Here is a 16860-nt window from a genome sequence, read left to right as displayed (position 1 = left end):
TGAGGGGGAAGCTGGCGGTGTGTCCAAATAGTTACCTCGATGTCTGCCCGGTTTTCGGTCCCCCTGTCTGACCTGGGGGATTGGTCATAATGCGGACGGGGGCGGCATTATGGGCACGGGCCAACCAAGATGATCTTGCCGATCGGTGCCAAACGCCCGAAGCGAGACCTTCTCGCCCATTGGTACGCTATCCACCGCACGCGCACCTCAACAGTGATCGGTGCGCGGCGCCTCTCCTCCCAGGCGAGTCCGGCGGACAGTCTTTACATCTCCCCACATTCCCACCGCTTCCTGTATCTGGTGGACCACTGTGGTCTATACCGATTTTCGGTCCGGAGCGGTCCGATCCCTGGGTTCAACAGCCGTTCGAGGCGGTGACACGAAAGGTTGCGAGGGTCCGTGTCGACACGAGCGACGAAAAACGGGGCCAGCGCGCAGAGCGAGGCAGCGCAGGCCGATAACGCCGATGCCACGCCCCGGCGCAGAGCCAATTGGTGGCGGCCACGTAACTGGCGGGTGCGCTCCCGACTGGTGGCCCTCATCGTCATCCCCACCGCCGTGGCGCTGGCGCTCGGCGGGCTGAGGGTCTACGAGGCTTCGGTCTCCACGGTCACCCACGCCCATATCGAGGACAGAGCCCAAGTCGGCGTCCTCATCGTGGACCTGGCCAACCAACTCGGCCGTGAGCGCACGGCCAGCGCGGTCTACATCTCCGACGACGCGGACCCGGGCAAGCGCTCGGACGACCTCCGCCAGGAGCTGGAGACCGAGCGGGACGCCTCGCGCGACCTGCAGAGCACCCTGACCGCCCGTCTCGACGACATGGGCGAGATGGACGGCGACCTGGCGCAGACCCGTCTGTCCGCGATGCGCAGCCAGCTCGCCACACTCGAGGCGCTGCGCACCGAGGTCGACGAGACCCGCATCACGGTCCTGCCCGTGGTCACCAAGTACCGGACGATCGCCCGAGCGCTCTCCGACTTCAACCAGACGATCGCGGACGAGACCGACGACACCCAGCTGCGGGAGGGCGTCCGGGCTCTCACCGCCCTGTCGAACGCTCGTGACCAGCTCTCCTACGAGACCGCGCTGATGGGGCACTCGCTGTCCCGCGACACGATGACCGGCGGTATCTCCGAGGCCATCGACTCCAGCCGGGCCCGCTACGAGAACGAGATCTCGAACTTCATCCAGGCGGCCTCCCCGGAGCAGCGGGCGGTCTTCGACGAGAACTTCACCGGCCTGGAGGTCAGCCAGGTCTCCACCATGCGTATGCGCGTCATGTACCGCGCCGACCGCGGTGACGACCTGACCGGTGTGACGCCCAACGACGGTCCAGAGGACTACGCGGCCATCGCCGACGTCGCCCTCGACCGCCTCCAGACGGTCGAGTCGACCCTGGCCGAGGGCATCGCCGACGACGCCAACGAGCTGCGCGCCGAGTCCCTGACCCGTACCGTGATCGACCTCGTCATCGTCGCGGCCCTGCTGCTGGCCGTCTTCGTCCTCACCTCCCTCGTGGTCCGCTCCCTGGTGCGCCCGCTGCGCACCCTGGAGGACGGTGCGCGCCGCGTCGCCGAACGCGACCTCCCCGAGGCGATCAACCGGATGCAGGAGGCCGGAACCGTCCCCGAGTCCGTCCGGGTCAGCCCCATCGAGGTGCACACCCAGGACGAGATCGGCGAGGTGGCACGAGCCTTCGACGACGTCCACCGGGTCGCCCTGACCCTGGCCTCCGACGAGGCCGCGCTGCGCAGCAACGTCAACGCGATGTTCGTCAACCTCTCCCGCCGAAGCCAGACCCTGGTGGAACGGCAGCTTCGTCTGATCGACGGTCTGGAGCAGTCCGAGCAGGACGCGGACCGCCTCTCCGACCTCTTCCAGCTGGACCACCTCGCCACGCGTATGCGCCGCAACAACGAGAACCTGCTGGTGCTGTCCGGCCAGGACAACACCCGCAAGTGGGCCCAGCCCGTCCCGCTGGTCGACGTCCTCCGCGGCGCCGTCTCCGAGGTCGAGCAGTACGAGCGCGTCAACGTGCGCGCCCCCTCCCACATCTCGGTGCTCGGACGCCCGGTCAACGACGTCATCCACCTCGTCGCCGAGCTGGTGGAGAACGCCACCTCGTTCTCCCCGCACGACACCGAGGTCCAGGTCGGCGCCAAGATCCTGGACAGCGGCGCCGTCCAGGTCGACGTGACCGACAGCGGCATCGGCATGGCCCCGGAGGACCTGGCGGCGGTCAACGCCCGTCTGGCCGCTCCGCCGGTCATCGACGTCGCGGTCTCGCGCCGCATGGGCCTGTTCGTGGTCTCGCGCCTGGCGCACCGCCACGGCATCCGGATGAGCCTGAAGGAGGCGCACGGGGGCGGTACCACCGCCAGCGTCGTCTTCCCGCCGGACCTGCTCATCACCCCGGTCGAGGGCCAGCACGCCCTGGGCGGGGTGGAGAGCCGGCCCGAGCTCGCCGCCGGGGCCCCGGACACCTTCGCCGAGGCGGAGGCGGCCTTCGCCGCCAGCCCTGCGGCCGACGAGCCGAACGACCCCTGGCAGACCCAGGAGAGCGGCACCGCCGCCAGCGACATGGGTGGCCTGCCCAAGCGCACGCCGGGGGGCGGTCGTTCGGAGGAGCACCCGCCCAGCGGCCAGGACCTGTGGAACACCACCAGCACCGGTTCGGTCTGGGACCCGCCCAACCGCGCCGAGGGGCTCTCGCCGAACAACGGCGCCGCCGCCAACGGCCCCGGCCCGGTCGTGGACCCCTACGACGTGCCGGAGGAGGACGAGCCGGAGCAGAGCACCGGCCGCAGCCTGTTCGACCCGGCGCCCCGGAAGACCTCCGACACCGGTTCGTTCAACGCCCCGGACACCGGTGCGTTCCGCCGCCCCGCCGACACGGGGGCGTTCAACCGCCCCGCCGACACGGGGGCGTTCAACCGGCCCGCGCCGGACACCGGGGCCTTCCGTCGGCCCACCGAGGCCGAACGCCAGGAGAGGGACTCCTACGACGCGTTCGGTACCGGTGCCGGCACCAGTGCCCCGCGGACCGGATCCTTCGACAGCGGCTCCGCAGGCACCGGCGCCCAGGAGAGCCAGTCGGCCCCGGCCCGCGGAGACGACAGCACCGAAACCTTCCCGGCCGTCTCCTGGGACACCGGAGTCCAGCAGCCCGAGCAGCCCAACCCCAACGAAACGGGGAACTGGCGGTCCGGGGGCAACGACTCCCGGGAGGGGTACGGCTCCACGGCCTACCTCTCGCGCCGCTACGGCGGGGCGCAGGGCCCGAACAACACCGTCGTCCCGCCGACCCCGGCGGGCGAGGGCGCCGACTCGCTGCCGATCTTCGACGCGATCGAGTCCAACTGGTTCAAGCGCCGCTCCGGCGGTCCCACCGTGGACACGACCGAGACCGGTCCGATCCAGCAGGTGTCCTCCCAGGGGGCGCAGAGCCCCCGCAGGGAGCCCGTTCAGCAGCCCGACCCGAACCCGCGGTCGGAGCAGGAGTGGGACTCCGCGGCGGACCGCGGCTGGCAGGCCGCGCGGACCGCGGCCGAACCGCTCGCGGGCGGTCTGACGACCTCGGGCTTGCCAAAACGGGTTCCCAAGGCAAACCTTGTCCCAGGGACCGCACCCAAGCCGGAGAACTTCAAGCAGATGCCCACCCGTAGCGCGGACCGTGTCCGGAACCGTTTCTCGGGCTTCCAGAAGGGTGTCCGTGACGGTCGGAACCGGCTTGGCGACAGTTCGACGGAGGAGTGAGCCAAGTGGCCAGTGGTGGGACGGGGTCCCCCTTATTCGCGGAAGCTGGATGCAATAGCATCTACCGAGCTTCTCGGACGCACCACACCCATCGCTTGACGAGAGCGGAACACCAGACTCCCGGCCACCCCCGCGGGAGGGGCCGGGCAGTTCGCAGAGGCAGTGCTGTCACATGCCGTGCCGGCGGTAGCAGTGCCAAAAGATCGACCGGCGAACTTGGACAGGAGATCAGATGAGTCGACAGGTGAATGAACTCAACTGGTTGATCACTGACTTTGCGGACCGGGTCCCTGACGTGGCCCATGCGATCGTCGTCTCCTCTGACGGCCTTCCGTTGGCTTCGTCCGCGGGATTCCCGGCCGACCGGGCCGACCAGTTGGCCGCAATCGCCTCTGGTCTGTCCAGCCTGACGCAGGGCGCGGCCCGGGTGTTCGAGGGTGGAGCGGTCGCCCAGACCGTCGTGGAGATGGAGCGGGGGCTGATGCTCATCATGGCCATCAGTGACGGCTCCTGCCTCGCGGTCCTTGCGGCGGCCGAAAGCGACCTGGGTCTGGTCGCGTACGAGATGACCCTGCTCGTCGAGCGGGCGGGGCGGGCGCTGACACCAACGGCGCGCACCTCGGGAATCCACTGATCCACCACCGACAGGAGGAAGTGGTGGCACCTCACAGTAGAGATGCCGGGAGCGCCTCGTGGTTCGGTCAACAGCCGGGCAACCCCCCCACGGGAGGGATGCCGGCGGTGCCGGGCGGCGGAGATGTTCCTCGACCAATCCAACAACCGTATGACCAACGACCCGCGCCGGGCAGCGCACCCAGTTCGCTGGTGCGTCCCTACGCGGTCACCAAGGGCCGCACCAAGCCGAAGTCCCAGCTTCCCCTGGAAGCGCTGATCTCGGCGACGGCGGCGGCTCGGAACGAGTCAGGGACGCTGACACCTGAATGGCAGGCGATCAGCGACCTGTGCCGGGAATGGCGATCCGTGGCGGAGATCTCCGCGCTGTTGCGGATGCCGCTCGGCGTGGCGCGGGTGCTTGTGGCGGACATGTCCGAGCAGGGACTGGTCCAGATCAGGTCTTCGCTCAACAACGATGCTCGCCCCAACACCAACCTGCTTGAAAGGGTGCTCAGTGGACTTCGCAAGCTCTAGCCCAGCCGAGGAAGGCGGTGCTGGGGGGAACGCGATGACGTCGGTCAAGATCGTCGTCGCCGGGGGCTTCGGTGTCGGGAAGACGACATTCGTTGGCTCCGTCTCCGAGATCGTGCCGCTGACGACCGAGGCGGTCATGACCAGCGCCAGCGTCGGGGTGGACGACCTCGCCAAGACGCCGGACAAGCAGACCACCACCGTCGCGATGGACTTCGGCCGTGTCTCCCTCGACTCCGACCTGATCCTGTACCTGTTCGGCACCCCCGGACAGCACCGGTTCTGGTTCATGTGGGACGACCTGGTCAAGGGTGCCATCGGTGCCGTCGTGCTGGTGGACACACGCCGTCTGGCCGACTGCTTCCCAGCGATCGACTACTTCGAGGAGGCGCGTCTCCCCTTCATCGTCGCGATCAACGGGTTCGACGGCTACTACCCCCACGCCGCCGACGAGGTCCGGGATGCGCTCACGCTCAGCCCGGAGATCCCCATCGTCCAGGTGGACGCCCGTGACAAGGCCTCCACCAAGTCGACGCTCATCACCCTCGTCGAACACGCGATCACGGTGGGGGACCCCGAGGGCGCGGCCGGGCAGCAGCCCACCTCAACCGGAGGTCAGAACTCCTGGCGCTGACCAGGACCTGATCCGGGCCGGGGTCCCGCACAGAGCACGGCCCGGTTCCCGCCAAGCGGGAACCGGGCGTCCGTGCTGGCATGGTGCGGGGGCTGGCATCATGGCGGGATGAGCTCTTCCTCCCACGAGATGACCCGACGGTTCCGCGAGGTGGCCGAGCGGGTGCTCGACGCGCTCCTGGCCCAGTCCCCGGAACGGGCGCTGGACCTGGGGGACCCCCGGGGCGCCCACCGGCTGACCGACCACTCGGTGGAGGCCGACGCCCGCCGCGTCGCGGTCCTCACCGACGCGCTCGGTTCCCTGGACGAGATCGACACCGACCTCATCCCCGCGGACGACCTGGTGGACCTGGAGATGCTCCGGACCAGGGTCAGCGCGGACCTGTGGCACACCACCGAACTGCGCCCGCACACCTGGGATCCGCTCCACCACTCGCCGGGCGAGGCCGTGCACGCGCTCCTTGAGCGTGACACCCTCCCCGTTCCCGAACGCCTGGAGGCGCTGGCCGCGCGCTGCGCGGCCCTGCCCGCCTACCTGGACACGGCGCGCACCCGCCTGTCTGAGGGCCCCGGGATGCCCCGCGTGCACGTGGAGACCGCCCTGGGGCAGCTCAGGGGCGCCCGCGCGATGCTCACCGACGACCTGCCCGCGCTGGCCGCCCGGCACCCCGGGGCCAGCTCCGGGCTCGAACCCGCACGCGAGGCCGCCCTGTCCGCTCTGGACGAGTACGCCTCCTGGCTGCGGATCGAGGCCGAGTTCGCCACCGCCGACCCCCGCCTGGGCGCCCGCCGGTTCGCCGCCCAGCTCTGGTACACCCTCGACTCCGAACTCTCACCGGAAGCCCTGCTGGTACGCGCCGAGAGCGACCTCCTGGCCACGGAGGAGGCGATCGCGGAGACGGCCGCCGAGTACGCGGGAGAACCCCGCCGCACCGGACAGGTCGCCGAGGTGCTGTCCGGCCTGGCCGACGAGTACGCCCTCGGCGCCGACGGGGTCGCCCCGGCGTGTACCGACTCCCTGGAACACCTCCGATCCCGGGTCCGGGAGCTGGACCTGGCCACGGTGTACGACGATCCGGTGCGCGTCATTCCGATGCCCGAGTCCCGCCGCGGCGTGGCGGTCGCCTACTGCGACGCCCCCGGACCGCTCGACCCGAACGCGCCCGACCGTCCCGCCCGTCTCCCGCCGCCATCCTCGAACGAACGCCTCCGGCGTCAGCCCACCTTTGTTGCGGTGGCCCCGCCACCCGAGGACTGGCCCGCCGAACGCCAGGCCTCCTTCCTGCGCGAGTACAACGCGGGCATGCTGCGCAACCTGATGGCCCACGAGGCGATGCCCGGGCACGCCCTCCAGCTCGCCCACGCCGCCCGCCGCCGGGGACACACCCGGGTGCGGTCGGTGCTCGGCAGCGGCACCTTCGCCGAGGGCTGGGCGGTCCACGCGGAGGAGGTCCTCGCCGGGCACGGGTGGACCGGGGACACCGGACCCGCGGCCCGCCGCGCCAACCTGGCGCTGCGCCTTGCCCAGCTCAAGATGCGGCTGCGCGCCATCCTCAACGCCATCCTGGACGTGCGCGTGCACGCCGGGGACCTCACCGAGGCCGAGGCGGTCTCCCTGCTGACCGAGCGCGGCCACCAGGAGGCGGGCGAGGCGGCGGGCAAGTGGCGGCGAGCACTGCTCACCAGCGCCCAGCTGTCCTCCTACTACGTCGGTTACGCCGAGGTCTCCGACATCGTCCGTGACCTGGGCCGGGAACGGCCCGGCGAGCCGCTGGGACGGATCCACGACGCCGTGCTCGCCCACGGCAGCCCCTCCCCGCGCCACCTGCGGACCCTGCTCGGGCTCTGACCCGTCCGCCCCGGGCCGGGGCGGGGGAGCGTCCGGGCCCTCCGCCACCCCGGCCGACCGTCCTCCGGTGTTTTCCCCACCCGGCGCTTCTATGCTGGGACCCGCAGCACGAAACAGTCATGCGACGAAACGGACGAGCCCATGAGCGGTGCCGACAGCGGGCCCGGGAGAGGCACGAACCCTTCCGGGCCGGGAACCGGGGAACCCGACGGTTACGAGCGGCTCTGGACCCCGCACCGCATGGCCTACATCAAGGGGGAGGGCAGGCCCACCGGCCCCGGGGCCGGGGAGGACTGCCCCTTCTGCCGGGCACCGGGCCTGACGGACCCGGAAGGGCTCGTGGTCGCCCGCGGCAAGTCGGCCTACGCGGTCCTCAACCTCTACCCCTACAACAGCGGCCACCTGCTGGTGTGCCCCTACCGGCACGTCTGGGAGTACACCTCCCTGGACGAGGACGAAACCTCGGAGGTCGCAGCACTCACCCAGGCGGGAATCCACGCGCTCACCGAGGCGTACCGCCCGCAGGGCTTCAACGTCGGTATGAACCTCGGTACCGTTGCCGGTGCCGGGATCGCCGCCCACCTCCACCAGCACGTCGTGCCCCGGTGGGGCGGCGACGCCAACTTCATGCCCGTGATCGGCCAGACCAAGGTCCTGCCCGAGATGTTGGAGCAGACCCGGGCCAAGCTGGTCGAACACTGGCCCGGGGAGTGACGCGGCCCCCGACCCACGCCCCGGGGCCGACGCCACCCCCAGAGGGTGCGGCTCCCACCCCCACGACCGTCCCCGCCCTACGATCACAAGAAGACATGCTGAGAATCCTTCGCCCCTTGATCTCCCGGGTCACCTCTCCGCTCGGCCGGAGCCTGGCCCGCCTCGGCCTGACACCGAACATCGTCACCCTCATCGGTGCCGCCGGCGTCGTCGTCAGCGCCCTCTACTTCTACCCGCGCGGTCAGCTCTACGCGGGCTCGGTGGTCATCACCGTCTTCGCCCTCTTCGACATGCTCGACGGTGCGGTCGCCCGGGCCAACGACAGCGCCAGCGCCTTCGGCGCCTTCCTCGACTCCAGCCTCGACCGGGTCGCCGACGCCGCGATCCTCGCCGGACTCATGTGGTGGTTCATGGGCGGGGGCAACGATCCCCTGCTCGCCGGACTCACCCTGTTCTGCCTGATCAGCGGCTTCATGGTCTCCTACATCAAGGCACGCGCGGAGGGTCTGGGCGTCAACTGCGACGTCGGCGTGGCCGAACGCACCGAACGCCTGATCATCGTGCTGGTGGCGGTCGGGCTGAGTGAGTTCGGAGTGCCCTACATCCTCGCCGGCGGCCTCTGGCTCCTGGCGGGGATGAGCCTGCTCACCGTCCTCCAGCGCCTCGTGGAGACGCGGGCCCGCCTCAACGGCCCCGACCACACCGGGGACGAGGACAGGCGGACCAGCAACGGGGCCTGAGGCCACCGCCGCCGACACCGGAACGACAGCACCACCGAGTACGAGGACAGGGACACGAAGTGGACGAACGCATGGCCGACCTGGCCTACTCGGCCGGGTGGACACTGGTCCGCCGCTCACCCGAGAGGGCGGGCCGGGCGGTGTTCCGGCGGCTGGCGGACCGGTCCTGGCGGGCCCACGACGGCGCCACCCGGGGGCTGGAGCGCAACCTGCGCAGGCTGCTCGGCCCGCACGCGGGCGACGCCCAGCTGCGTGCCCTGTCCAGGGCCGGGATGCGTTCCTACATGCGCTACTACTACGAGATGTTCCGTCTGCCCGCGATGGACCGCGAACACGTCCTCGCCGACACCCGCCAGAGCGGCATCGAGGTCCTGGAGGAGCACATCCGCTCCGGGCGCGGGGTCGTGGCAGCCCTGCCGCACATGGGGAACTGGGACCACGCCGGGGCGTGGATCGCGGCCCGCGGCACCCCGCTGACCACCGTCGCCCAGCGCCTGAGCCCCGAAAGCCTCTTCCAGCGGTTCACCTCCTACCGGGAGTCCCTGGGCATGGAGGTACTGCCGCTGACCGGCGGTAGCGCCAACACCGTCGGGACCCTGGCCCGGCGTCTGCGCGAGGGCGGGCTGGTCTGCCTGCTCGCCGACCGCGACATCAGCGGCACCGGCCTCGAAGTGGACTTCTTCGGGGAGAAGGCGCGGATGCCCTCCGGCCCCGCGGCCCTGGCCCTGAACACCGGGGCCGCCCTGATGCCGGTCTCCCTCTGGTACGACGGCCCGTACTGGAACATCCGCGTTCACGACGAGATCCCCGTCGCCGCCGGTGCCAGCCGCTCCACGCGGATCCAGGACACCACCCAGGAGCTCGCCCGGGTGTTCGAGGGCGCCATCGCCGAACACCCGGAGGACTGGCACATGCTCCAGGCGGTCTTCAGCGCCGATCACGAGGCCGACCGGACCCGCCACCGCGAGGCCGAGGCCGCGGCGTGGGAGGCCCGGGAACGGTGACGGCGACACGAAGACCGGGAGGGTCCGCGCCGGAGGCGTCCGTTGAGGGCCAAGGGCGACGAGAGGTGGGGTCCGCGCCGGAGGCGTCCGTTGAGGGCCAAGGGCGACGGGTGGGCATTGTGTGCCCCTACGCCTGGGAGGTACCGGGCGGGGTCCAACAGCACGTCGGGGACCTCGCCGAGACGCTGATCCGGATGGGGCACGAGGTCTCGGTGCTGGCCCCGGTCGGCGACCCCGGACACCGGCTCCCCGACTACCTCGTTCCGGCGGGCCGTCCCGTCCCGGTGCCCTACAACGGTTCCGTGGCCAGGCTCAGTTTCGGCCCGCGCACGGCGGCCCGGGTCCGCAGATGGATCGCCGAGGGTGACTTCGACGTCCTGCACATCCACGAACCCGCCGCGCCCAGCGTCTCCCTCCTGGCGTGCTGGGCGGCGGACGGGCCCCTCGTGGCGACCTTCCACACCTCGAACCCGCGCTCACGCGCCATGTCCGCGACCTCCACCGCGCTGCGGTCGGCCCTGGAGAAGATCAACGCGCGTGTGGCGGTCTCCGAGTCGGCCCGGCGCACCCTGGTCGAACACGTGGGCGGCGACGCCGTGCTCATCCCCAACGGTGTGTCCGTCCGACGCTTCGAGCAGGCCGAACCGCTGCCGGGATGGCCGGGCAGGGGAGGCTCGATCGGTTTCCTGGGACGTCTGGACGAACCCCGCAAGGGGTTGTCCACCCTGCTGGCGGCCTTCACCCGGATGGCCCCGCACCGGCCCGGGCTGCGCCTGCTCGTCGCCGGTCCGGGCGAACCCGACCTGTCCGGGGTCCCCGAGGGCCTGCGCGAACGCGTGGTCCTCCTCGGCCGGATCGACGACGCCGACAAGGCCCGCGCCTACCACTCCGCGGACGTCTTCTGCGCACCCAACCTGGGCGGGGAGAGCTTCGGTATCGTCCTGACCGAGGCGATGGCCGCGGGCGCCGCCATCGTCGCCAGCGACATCCCCGCCTTCGCCGCCGTCCTCGCGGGCGGAGGGGCCGGGGATCTGTTCCGTGTGGGCGATCCCGACCACCTGGCAGAGCGCGCCGGGGCCCTGCTGGACTCCCCCGGACGCCGAGCCGACCTGTCCGAGGCGGCCCGCGAGGCGGTGCGCGCCTACGACTGGGAGACCGTCGCCGCCGACATCGCCCACGTCTACGAGACCGTCCTGATGGGGGACGGCCGTGACGGGGAGCGCCCCGGCGGTGTGCGGGTGGACAGCACAAGCAGGGCCGCCGCCCTGCTGCGGCGGGGTGAACGGCCCTGATCGAGGACGTCCGCTTCGTGGCCCTGGTCGCCGCGATCCTGCTGGTACTGGTTCTGCTGGGTTTCTACCTGTCCTGGCGGTCCACCAGGCTCGACCGCCTCCACCACCGGGTGGAGACCGCGCGTGCCGCTCTCGACGCGGCCCTCCTGCGCAGGGCCGCGGCCGTCCTGGTCCTGGCGGCGACCGACGGCCTCGACCCCGCCGCGGCCCGGTCCCTGGCGGACGCGGCCAACGGCGCGCGCCGTGCCGGGGAGGGGGACCGGGAGCTCGCGGAGAGCGAACTGTCCCGAACCCTGCGCGCTGCCCTGGACGGTTCGGAACAGCCCGACGCCCTGGCCCCGCACCTGGAGGAGGTGGCGGTCGCCGCACGCGGTGTACACCTGGCCCGCGTCTTCCACAACGACGCCGTCGCCGACACCCGCCGGGCCCGCCGCTCCCGCCTGGTCCGACTTCTGCGCCTGGCCGGAACCGCCGGCCTGCCGGAGTACTTCGAGATGGACGACCGGCCGCCCCGGCGCTGACGGCGGCCCCTCCGGCGCCAGCCTGGCGCAGGGCGAACAGCCCAAACTCCGATCTGGCCAAACGTTCCCAAAAGGGTGGAACTAGGATAGGAGGCTGGTCGACCAGGGTGCGCGGCGCCGCCGGTGTCCGCGAACCCACGTGCGACGCCACCGAGCCCGCTGCCCGGAACACGAACCAGGCCGTGTTCACACGGGAGGCAGTACCTCTCCGGAGAACGGGGCCTGGCCCCACACCAGCAGAAGAAACGGGAGCCCACCACCGTGGCCACCAACGCATCGAACACCTCCGACAACGCCGTCGGTACCCAGCGCGTCAAGCGAGGCATGGCCGAGCAGCTCAAGAACGGCGTCATCATGGACGTCGTCACGCCGGAGCAGGCCAAGATCGCCGAGGACGCCGGTGCCGTCGCGGTCATGGCCCTGGAGCGCGTGCCCGCCGACATCCGCAAGGACGGCGGCGTCGCCCGCATGTCCGACCCGGACATGATCGACGGCATCGTCGAGGCCGTCTCCATCCCGGTCATGGCCAAGGTCCGCATCGGCCACTTCGTCGAGGCCCAGGTCCTGGAGTCCCTCGGCGTGGACTTCATCGACGAGTCCGAGGTCCTCACCCCGGCCGACGAGGCCTACCACATCGACAAGTGGGCGTTCACCGTTCCCTTCGTCTGCGGCGCCACCAACCTCGGTGAGGCCTTGCGCCGGATCGCCGAGGGCGCGGCGATGATCCGCTCCAAGGGCGAGGCCGGCACCGGCAACGTCGTCGAGGCCACCCGCCACATGCGCTCCATCAACGGAGAGATCAAGCGCCTGGGCACCCTGGACGAGCCCGAGCTGTTCGGCGCCGCCAAGGAGCTGCGCGCCCCCTACGAGATCGTCAAGGAGGTCGCGGGCCTGGGCAAGCTGCCCGTGCCGCTGTTCTCCGCCGGTGGTGTGGCCACCCCCGCCGACGCCGCGCTGATGCGCCAGCTCGGCGCACAGAGCGTGTTCGTCGGCTCGGGCATCTTCAAGTCCGGTGACCCGGCCAGGCGCGCCGACGCCATCGTGCAGGCCACCCTGCACTACGAGGACCCCGCCGTGATCGCCCGCGTCTCGCGCGGCCTGGGCGAGGCCATGGTCGGCATCAACCTGGACGAGCTGTCCGAATCCGAGCGCTACGCCGGCCGCGGCTGGTAGCAGCCAGGCAGCCAGCGGTTCGCGACGGGCGGCGGGTCAGGTACCCGCCGCCCGCCCGGCCCGCCCACCCAGCAGCCAGTCCCACAACGAGTGAGGCCGTACTTGACCGCCAGACCCACCATCGGCGTCCTCGCCCTCCAGGGGGACGTCGCCGAACACATGCACGTCCTGGAGGACCTGGGCGCGCGCACCGCGAAGGTCCTCTCCGTCGACCAGCTCGACGCCGTCGACGGCCTGGTCATCCCCGGTGGGGAGTCCACCACCATGTCCAAGCTGGCCGTCCGGTACGGCCTGTTGGACCCGTTGCGCAAACACGTCGCGGCAGGTATGCCCGTCTACGGGACGTGCGCGGGAATGATCATGCTGGCCGACCGCGTTCTGGGTGGCACGGCCGACCAGCAGACCGTCGGCGGCATCGACATGACGGTGCGCCGCAACGCCTTCGGGCGCCAGACCGAGTCCTTCGAGGCCGGAGTGCGGATCGACGGTATCGGTACGGACCCGTTCGACGCGGTGTTCATCCGCGCCCCCTGGGTGGAGTCGGTCGGCCCCGGTGTCACGGTCCTCGGGAGCGTCCCCGGCCCTGACGAGGCCGGTAGGATCGTCGCGGTACGACAGGGCGGCCTGATGGCGACGTCCTTCCATCCCGAACTCACCGACGACGCGCGCGTTCACCGCCTCTTCGTCGACATCGTGAAAGGACTCGAATGAGCGGCCACTCCAAGTGGGCCACCACCAAGCACAAGAAAGCCGTCATCGATGCCAAGCGCAGCAAGCTCTTCGCCAAGCTGATCAAGAACGTCGAGGTGGCCGCGCGTACCGGTGGTGGGGACCCCGAAGGGAACCCGACGCTCTTCGACGCCATCCAGAAGGCGAAGAAGAACTCGGTGCCCGCCGACAACATCGAGCGCGCCCGCAAGCGCGGCTCCGGTGAGGAGGCCGGCGGAGCCGAGTGGCAGACCATCATGTACGAGGGCTACGCTCCCGGCGGTGTGGCGCTGCTCGTGGAGTGCCTCACCGACAACCGCAACCGCGCCGCCTCCGAGGTGCGTGTCGCGGTCACCCGCAACGGCGGCAACATGGCCGACGCCGGTTCGGTGTCGTACCTGTTCAACCGCAAGGGTGTCGTGATCGTGCCCAAGGAGGGCACCACCGAGGACGACGTGACCCTCGCGGTCCTGGAGGCCGGAGCCGAAGATGTCGAGGACCTCGGCGAGGTCTTCGAGATCGTCTGCGAGGCCACCGACCTCGTCGAGGTCCGCACCGCCCTCCAGGAGGCCGGGATCGAGTACGACTCCGCGGACTCCAGCTTCCTGCCGACCATGGAGGTCCCGGTCGACGCCGAGGCCGCCAAGAAGGTCATGCGGGTGGTGGACGTGCTGGAGGACTCCGACGACGTCCAGAACGTCTACACCAACGCCGACATCCCCGACGAGGTCATGGCCGAGCTGTAGCGCCCGGTACCCGAACGGGACCACACGTCGACGCCTGTGGCCGCACCCCGACGGGGGCGCGGCCACAGGCGTGCGTGCCGTTCGGACGGCCGGGCGGGCGGATGAGTACAGTACGTGGTGGCTGCCGCCTGTTCCCGGACGGCGGCGCGCACGCATCCGACGAAACCCGGCGATGAGGAAAGTACAGCCATGAGCAACCCCCCGGAATACCCCCAGGACCCCTCGCAGCAGCCCTACGGGCAGCAGCCGCAGCAGCCCTACCAGCAGCCCCAGTCCGGCGGCTACCCCGGGGCGGCCTCCGGCGGGCAGTACTACCAGCAGCCCGGGGTCCCGCCCCAGCAGCCCCAGGGCGGCTACGCCCAGCCCGCGTCCATCGGGTTCTTCGGCGCGCTCTTCGACTTCTCCTTCCGGGAGTTCGTCACCACCCGGATCATCAAGATCCTCTTCATCCTGTGGCTGGTCCTGATCGGGTTCTGGTTCATCGCCGGTCTGGTCACCGCCATCACGATGATGAGCGAGGTCTTCTTCGCCGGGTTCCTCACGCTGCTCGGCGTCCTGGTCGGCACCGCGATCTCCGTGCTGCTGAGCCGGGTGGTCCTCGAACTGCTCATCGTGGTCTTCCGGATCAGTGAGGACCTCACCGCCATCCGTCAGCGGGGCGGCATGTAGGACCCCGGGGCGGCGCCGCACCGCCGCCCCGCCACCGGGCGGATCCCGTCCGCCGGGGCGGGGCCCGGGTCGGCCGCGTCCGGTTCGTCAGTCGGTCATGTTCATGGCGGCGACCACCCTGGTCGGGCGGAGCCGTACCACGAGCTCGCCCGGGACGCCGTTGCGGCGGCCGAACTCCTCGGCCTGCTCCGGACCCATGTACCGCCGGGCGATCGCGGTCGCTGTGCGCAGCAGTTCGGCGGGGTCCTCGGAGACCTCGGCCACACCCTGGACCTGCACGAACCCGAACGGCGGCTCTTCCAGGTCCACCACCAGCGCCAGCCGCGGATCGCGGGCCAGGGCCCGGCCCTTGGCGCTGTCCCCGCCGGTGTTGAACACCAGCACGTCGTCGTCGAGGGTGAACCAGACCGGTGCCACCAGCGGGCGGCCGTCCGCCGCGGTGTAGGCGACCTTGCCCGTGCGTGTGCCGTGGAGCAGGAAGTCGCGGACCTCGGGGTCGGAGAGTGAGCTCATCGCCCCAAACTAGATCGCCCTCCACGGCTGTTCGAGCCCGACACGCTCAGGCCGGTGCACTCCGGGGCTGCGCTCCCGCGTGTGAGGGACGGTGCGCCGGAATCTGGACGTCAGCCCTGGTCGGGCCGGTGAAGACCGCCTCCAGAGGCAGCCCCAGAGCGTCGGCGACGGTCGTGGGCGCCGCACCCGGGACCGGACGCAGCACCGGGCGGGCGGAAACCAACAGGCCGGTGATCCGGGCCTGGCGGGCCAGGTCGGGGGAGGTTCCCGGGGTGATCCGCAGCGGGGTCCCGTCGTAGAGCTCGTAACCCACGCACCACCGCAGCCCCCGGCCGAGCCGGGCGGGAGCGTCGGCGTGCGTGACCACCAGCGAGTCCACCCCTCCGGTGGCCTCCAGCGCGTACCTGGCCGCGACCAGGTCGAGGTGGCCCACCCGGAACCCGCCCTGCCAGGGGTGGGTGCGGTTGTGCCGGTCGGCCAGCCGCACGGTGAGGAGCGGGTCCTCGGTGACCAGCGGCCCGGCACCGTGCCGGGTGGTGAAGGTGCGCGTCACCCCGATCCGGCGGGCGTCGCCCGGCAGTCCGGCCTCCGCCAACAGCGCGAGCGGGTTGACGGTGGTCGTCGTGGACCACGTGGTGTACGGGTGGAAACCGTGCCACTCGTCGAGCAGGACGCCCTGGGCACCCTCGAACACCACCGGGGTCCGGGCCAGGAGCCGGGGCAGGTAGCGCTCGTCCACCAGCCGGATCCGCTCCGCGAAGGCCCGGTAGGCGGCCAGGCACCCCTCCAGCTCGGGGAGGGGGTCATACTCCGCCGTGTCGGTGCTCCCCGCCCCCTCGGCCAGCACCGACGCCAGCCGGTCGGCCAACAGGCCCAGCTTGCGGCGGAGCAGGTGCGGGCGGGCGCAGTCACCGACGGTGGGCGCCTCCTCCGGGTGCTCCAGGGCGTAGGCCATCGTCTCGCCCACCCCCATTCCGCACGAACCGTGCCGCTCCCGGCCGCGGGCGCGTTCCCGGGCCCGGTTGGCCGCCGCGTGCCACGGTGTGCTGATCAGCGCCCGCCGGTCCGCGGTGACCAGGGAGAACGGGTCGGCCACCCCCAGGGCGGCCAGGTGCTGGGCCTCGGCCGCCAGCGCGAGGGGGTCCACCACCATGAAGCGGGACAGGTGCGTGGGCACCGGGCGGCCCGGGGCGAGCGTGCCCGCTCCGAACTGGGCGAACGTGTGGTGCCGGCCGTCCGGGGTGACCACGTTGTGCGCTGCCTGGGCACCGCCGTTGGCCCGCACCACCGCACCGAACCCGCCCCGGGCGCACAGCAGGTCCACGGTCACGCCCTTGCCCGCGTCACCGAACCCCAGGTCGACCACGATCGCGTGTTCCCGGGCGCCCCCAGC

16 protein-coding genes are annotated in these 16860 nt (G+C 71.3%); 14 read left to right on the top strand and 2 right to left on the bottom strand.

Annotated features, from left to right (window positions below; all coding sequences use genetic code 11):
• Nucleotides 1-516: 516 nt before the first annotated feature.
• The 14 genes from AC0VYD_RS18275 (at nt 517) to AC0VYD_RS18210 (ending at nt 14954) form a co-directional block, all read left to right on the top strand.
• Entirely contained in the window at nt 517-3759 is a 3243-nt protein-coding gene (locus AC0VYD_RS18275) for a sensor histidine kinase (protein WP_475476708.1), read from the top strand.
• A gap of 232 nt (nt 3760-3991) precedes the next feature.
• On the top strand, nt 3992-4393 hold the full coding sequence (locus AC0VYD_RS18270) for a roadblock/LC7 domain-containing protein (protein ID WP_014909276.1): 402 nt from the start codon (nt 3992-3994) through the stop codon (nt 4391-4393).
• A 98-nt stretch (nt 4394-4491) separates the two neighbouring features.
• Nucleotides 4492-4908, top strand: a complete 417-nt coding sequence (locus AC0VYD_RS18265) for a DUF742 domain-containing protein (protein WP_225942487.1) — start codon at nt 4492-4494, stop codon at nt 4906-4908.
• 34 nt (nt 4909-4942) lie between these two features.
• Nucleotides 4943-5539: a GTP-binding protein gene (locus AC0VYD_RS18260; protein ID WP_191272466.1), complete on the top strand. Its 597-nt coding sequence runs from the start codon at nt 4943-4945 to the stop codon at nt 5537-5539.
• Nucleotides 5540-5647: 108 nt separating this feature from the next.
• The gene (locus AC0VYD_RS18255) at nt 5648-7387 is read left to right on the top strand and encodes a DUF885 domain-containing protein (RefSeq protein ID WP_475476707.1); all 1740 of its coding nucleotides are present in this window, start codon (nt 5648-5650) and stop codon (nt 7385-7387) included.
• 141 nt (nt 7388-7528) lie between these two features.
• The gene (locus AC0VYD_RS18250) at nt 7529-8101 is read left to right on the top strand and encodes an HIT family protein (RefSeq protein ID WP_475476706.1); all 573 of its coding nucleotides are present in this window, start codon (nt 7529-7531) and stop codon (nt 8099-8101) included.
• A gap of 116 nt (nt 8102-8217) precedes the next feature.
• On the top strand, nt 8218-8841 hold the full coding sequence (gene pgsA / locus AC0VYD_RS18245; protein WP_473040894.1) for a phosphatidylinositol phosphate synthase: 624 nt from the start codon (nt 8218-8220) through the stop codon (nt 8839-8841).
• Between the two features lie 59 nt (nt 8842-8900).
• Nucleotides 8901-9845 (top strand): phosphatidylinositol mannoside acyltransferase, encoded by a 945-nt coding sequence (locus AC0VYD_RS18240; RefSeq protein ID WP_475476705.1) that lies wholly within the window; start codon nt 8901-8903, stop codon nt 9843-9845.
• 110 nt (nt 9846-9955) lie between these two features.
• Entirely contained in the window at nt 9956-11137 is a 1182-nt protein-coding gene (locus AC0VYD_RS18235; protein WP_475476704.1) for a glycosyltransferase family 4 protein, read from the top strand.
• A 17-nt stretch (nt 11138-11154) separates the two neighbouring features.
• Nucleotides 11155-11658 (top strand): hypothetical protein, encoded by a 504-nt coding sequence (locus AC0VYD_RS18230; RefSeq protein WP_475476703.1) that lies wholly within the window; start codon nt 11155-11157, stop codon nt 11656-11658.
• Between the two features lie 261 nt (nt 11659-11919).
• A complete protein-coding gene (gene pdxS / locus AC0VYD_RS18225) occupies nt 11920-12831 on the top strand; it encodes a pyridoxal 5'-phosphate synthase lyase subunit PdxS (RefSeq protein WP_191272455.1) in 912 nt (303 codons plus the stop codon).
• A gap of 102 nt (nt 12832-12933) precedes the next feature.
• Entirely contained in the window at nt 12934-13542 is a 609-nt protein-coding gene (gene pdxT, locus AC0VYD_RS18220; protein WP_475476702.1) for a pyridoxal 5'-phosphate synthase glutaminase subunit PdxT, read from the top strand.
• On the top strand, nt 13539-14285 hold the full coding sequence (locus AC0VYD_RS18215; RefSeq protein ID WP_475476701.1) for a YebC/PmpR family DNA-binding transcriptional regulator: 747 nt from the start codon (nt 13539-13541) through the stop codon (nt 14283-14285). Before pdxT ends, AC0VYD_RS18215 begins: the two co-directional genes overlap by 4 nt.
• A gap of 189 nt (nt 14286-14474) precedes the next feature.
• Nucleotides 14475-14954 carry a DUF4282 domain-containing protein gene (locus AC0VYD_RS18210; RefSeq protein ID WP_475476700.1) on the top strand — a complete coding sequence of 160 codons (480 nt, stop codon included), beginning with the start codon at nt 14475-14477 and terminating at the stop codon, nt 14952-14954.
• An 87-nt stretch (nt 14955-15041) separates the two neighbouring features.
• Here the strand turns inward: AC0VYD_RS18210 and AC0VYD_RS18205 are convergent, their stop codons facing one another.
• Nucleotides 15042-15467: a PPOX class F420-dependent oxidoreductase gene (locus AC0VYD_RS18205; RefSeq protein WP_475476699.1), complete on the bottom strand. Its 426-nt coding sequence runs from the start codon at nt 15465-15467 to the stop codon at nt 15042-15044.
• 46 nt (nt 15468-15513) lie between these two features.
• Nucleotides 15514-16836 carry an adenylosuccinate synthetase gene (locus AC0VYD_RS18200; protein ID WP_475480302.1) on the bottom strand — a complete coding sequence of 441 codons (1323 nt, stop codon included), beginning with the start codon at nt 16834-16836 and terminating at the stop codon, nt 15514-15516.
• Between the last annotated feature and the right edge of the window lie 24 nt (nt 16837-16860).

Source organism: Nocardiopsis sp. iso_40 (genome assembly GCF_056173285.1).
Note: the sequence above shows the minus strand (reverse complement) of the source record. Positions and strands in the feature narration are given on the sequence as shown.

Excerpts from the sequence above, each read along its gene's own strand:
- AC0VYD_RS18260 (WP_191272466.1), top strand. The coding sequence starts at position 4,943 with ATGACGTCGGTCAAGATCGTCGTCGCCGGGGGCTTCGGTGTCGGGAAG.
- AC0VYD_RS18210 (WP_475476700.1), top strand. The coding sequence starts at position 14,475 with ATGAGCAACCCCCCGGAATACCCCCAGGACCCCTCGCAGCAGCCCTAC.
- AC0VYD_RS18250 (WP_475476706.1), top strand. The coding sequence starts at position 7,529 with ATGAGCGGTGCCGACAGCGGGCCCGGGAGAGGCACGAACCCTTCCGGG.
- AC0VYD_RS18255 (WP_475476707.1), top strand. The coding sequence starts at position 5,648 with ATGAGCTCTTCCTCCCACGAGATGACCCGACGGTTCCGCGAGGTGGCC.
- AC0VYD_RS18205 (WP_475476699.1), bottom strand. The coding sequence starts at position 15,467 with ATGAGCTCACTCTCCGACCCCGAGGTCCGCGACTTCCTGCTCCACGGC.
- AC0VYD_RS18270 (WP_014909276.1), top strand. The coding sequence starts at position 3,992 with ATGAGTCGACAGGTGAATGAACTCAACTGGTTGATCACTGACTTTGCG.
- AC0VYD_RS18265 (WP_225942487.1), top strand. The coding sequence starts at position 4,492 with ATGCCGGCGGTGCCGGGCGGCGGAGATGTTCCTCGACCAATCCAACAA.
- AC0VYD_RS18215 (WP_475476701.1), top strand. The coding sequence starts at position 13,539 with ATGAGCGGCCACTCCAAGTGGGCCACCACCAAGCACAAGAAAGCCGTC.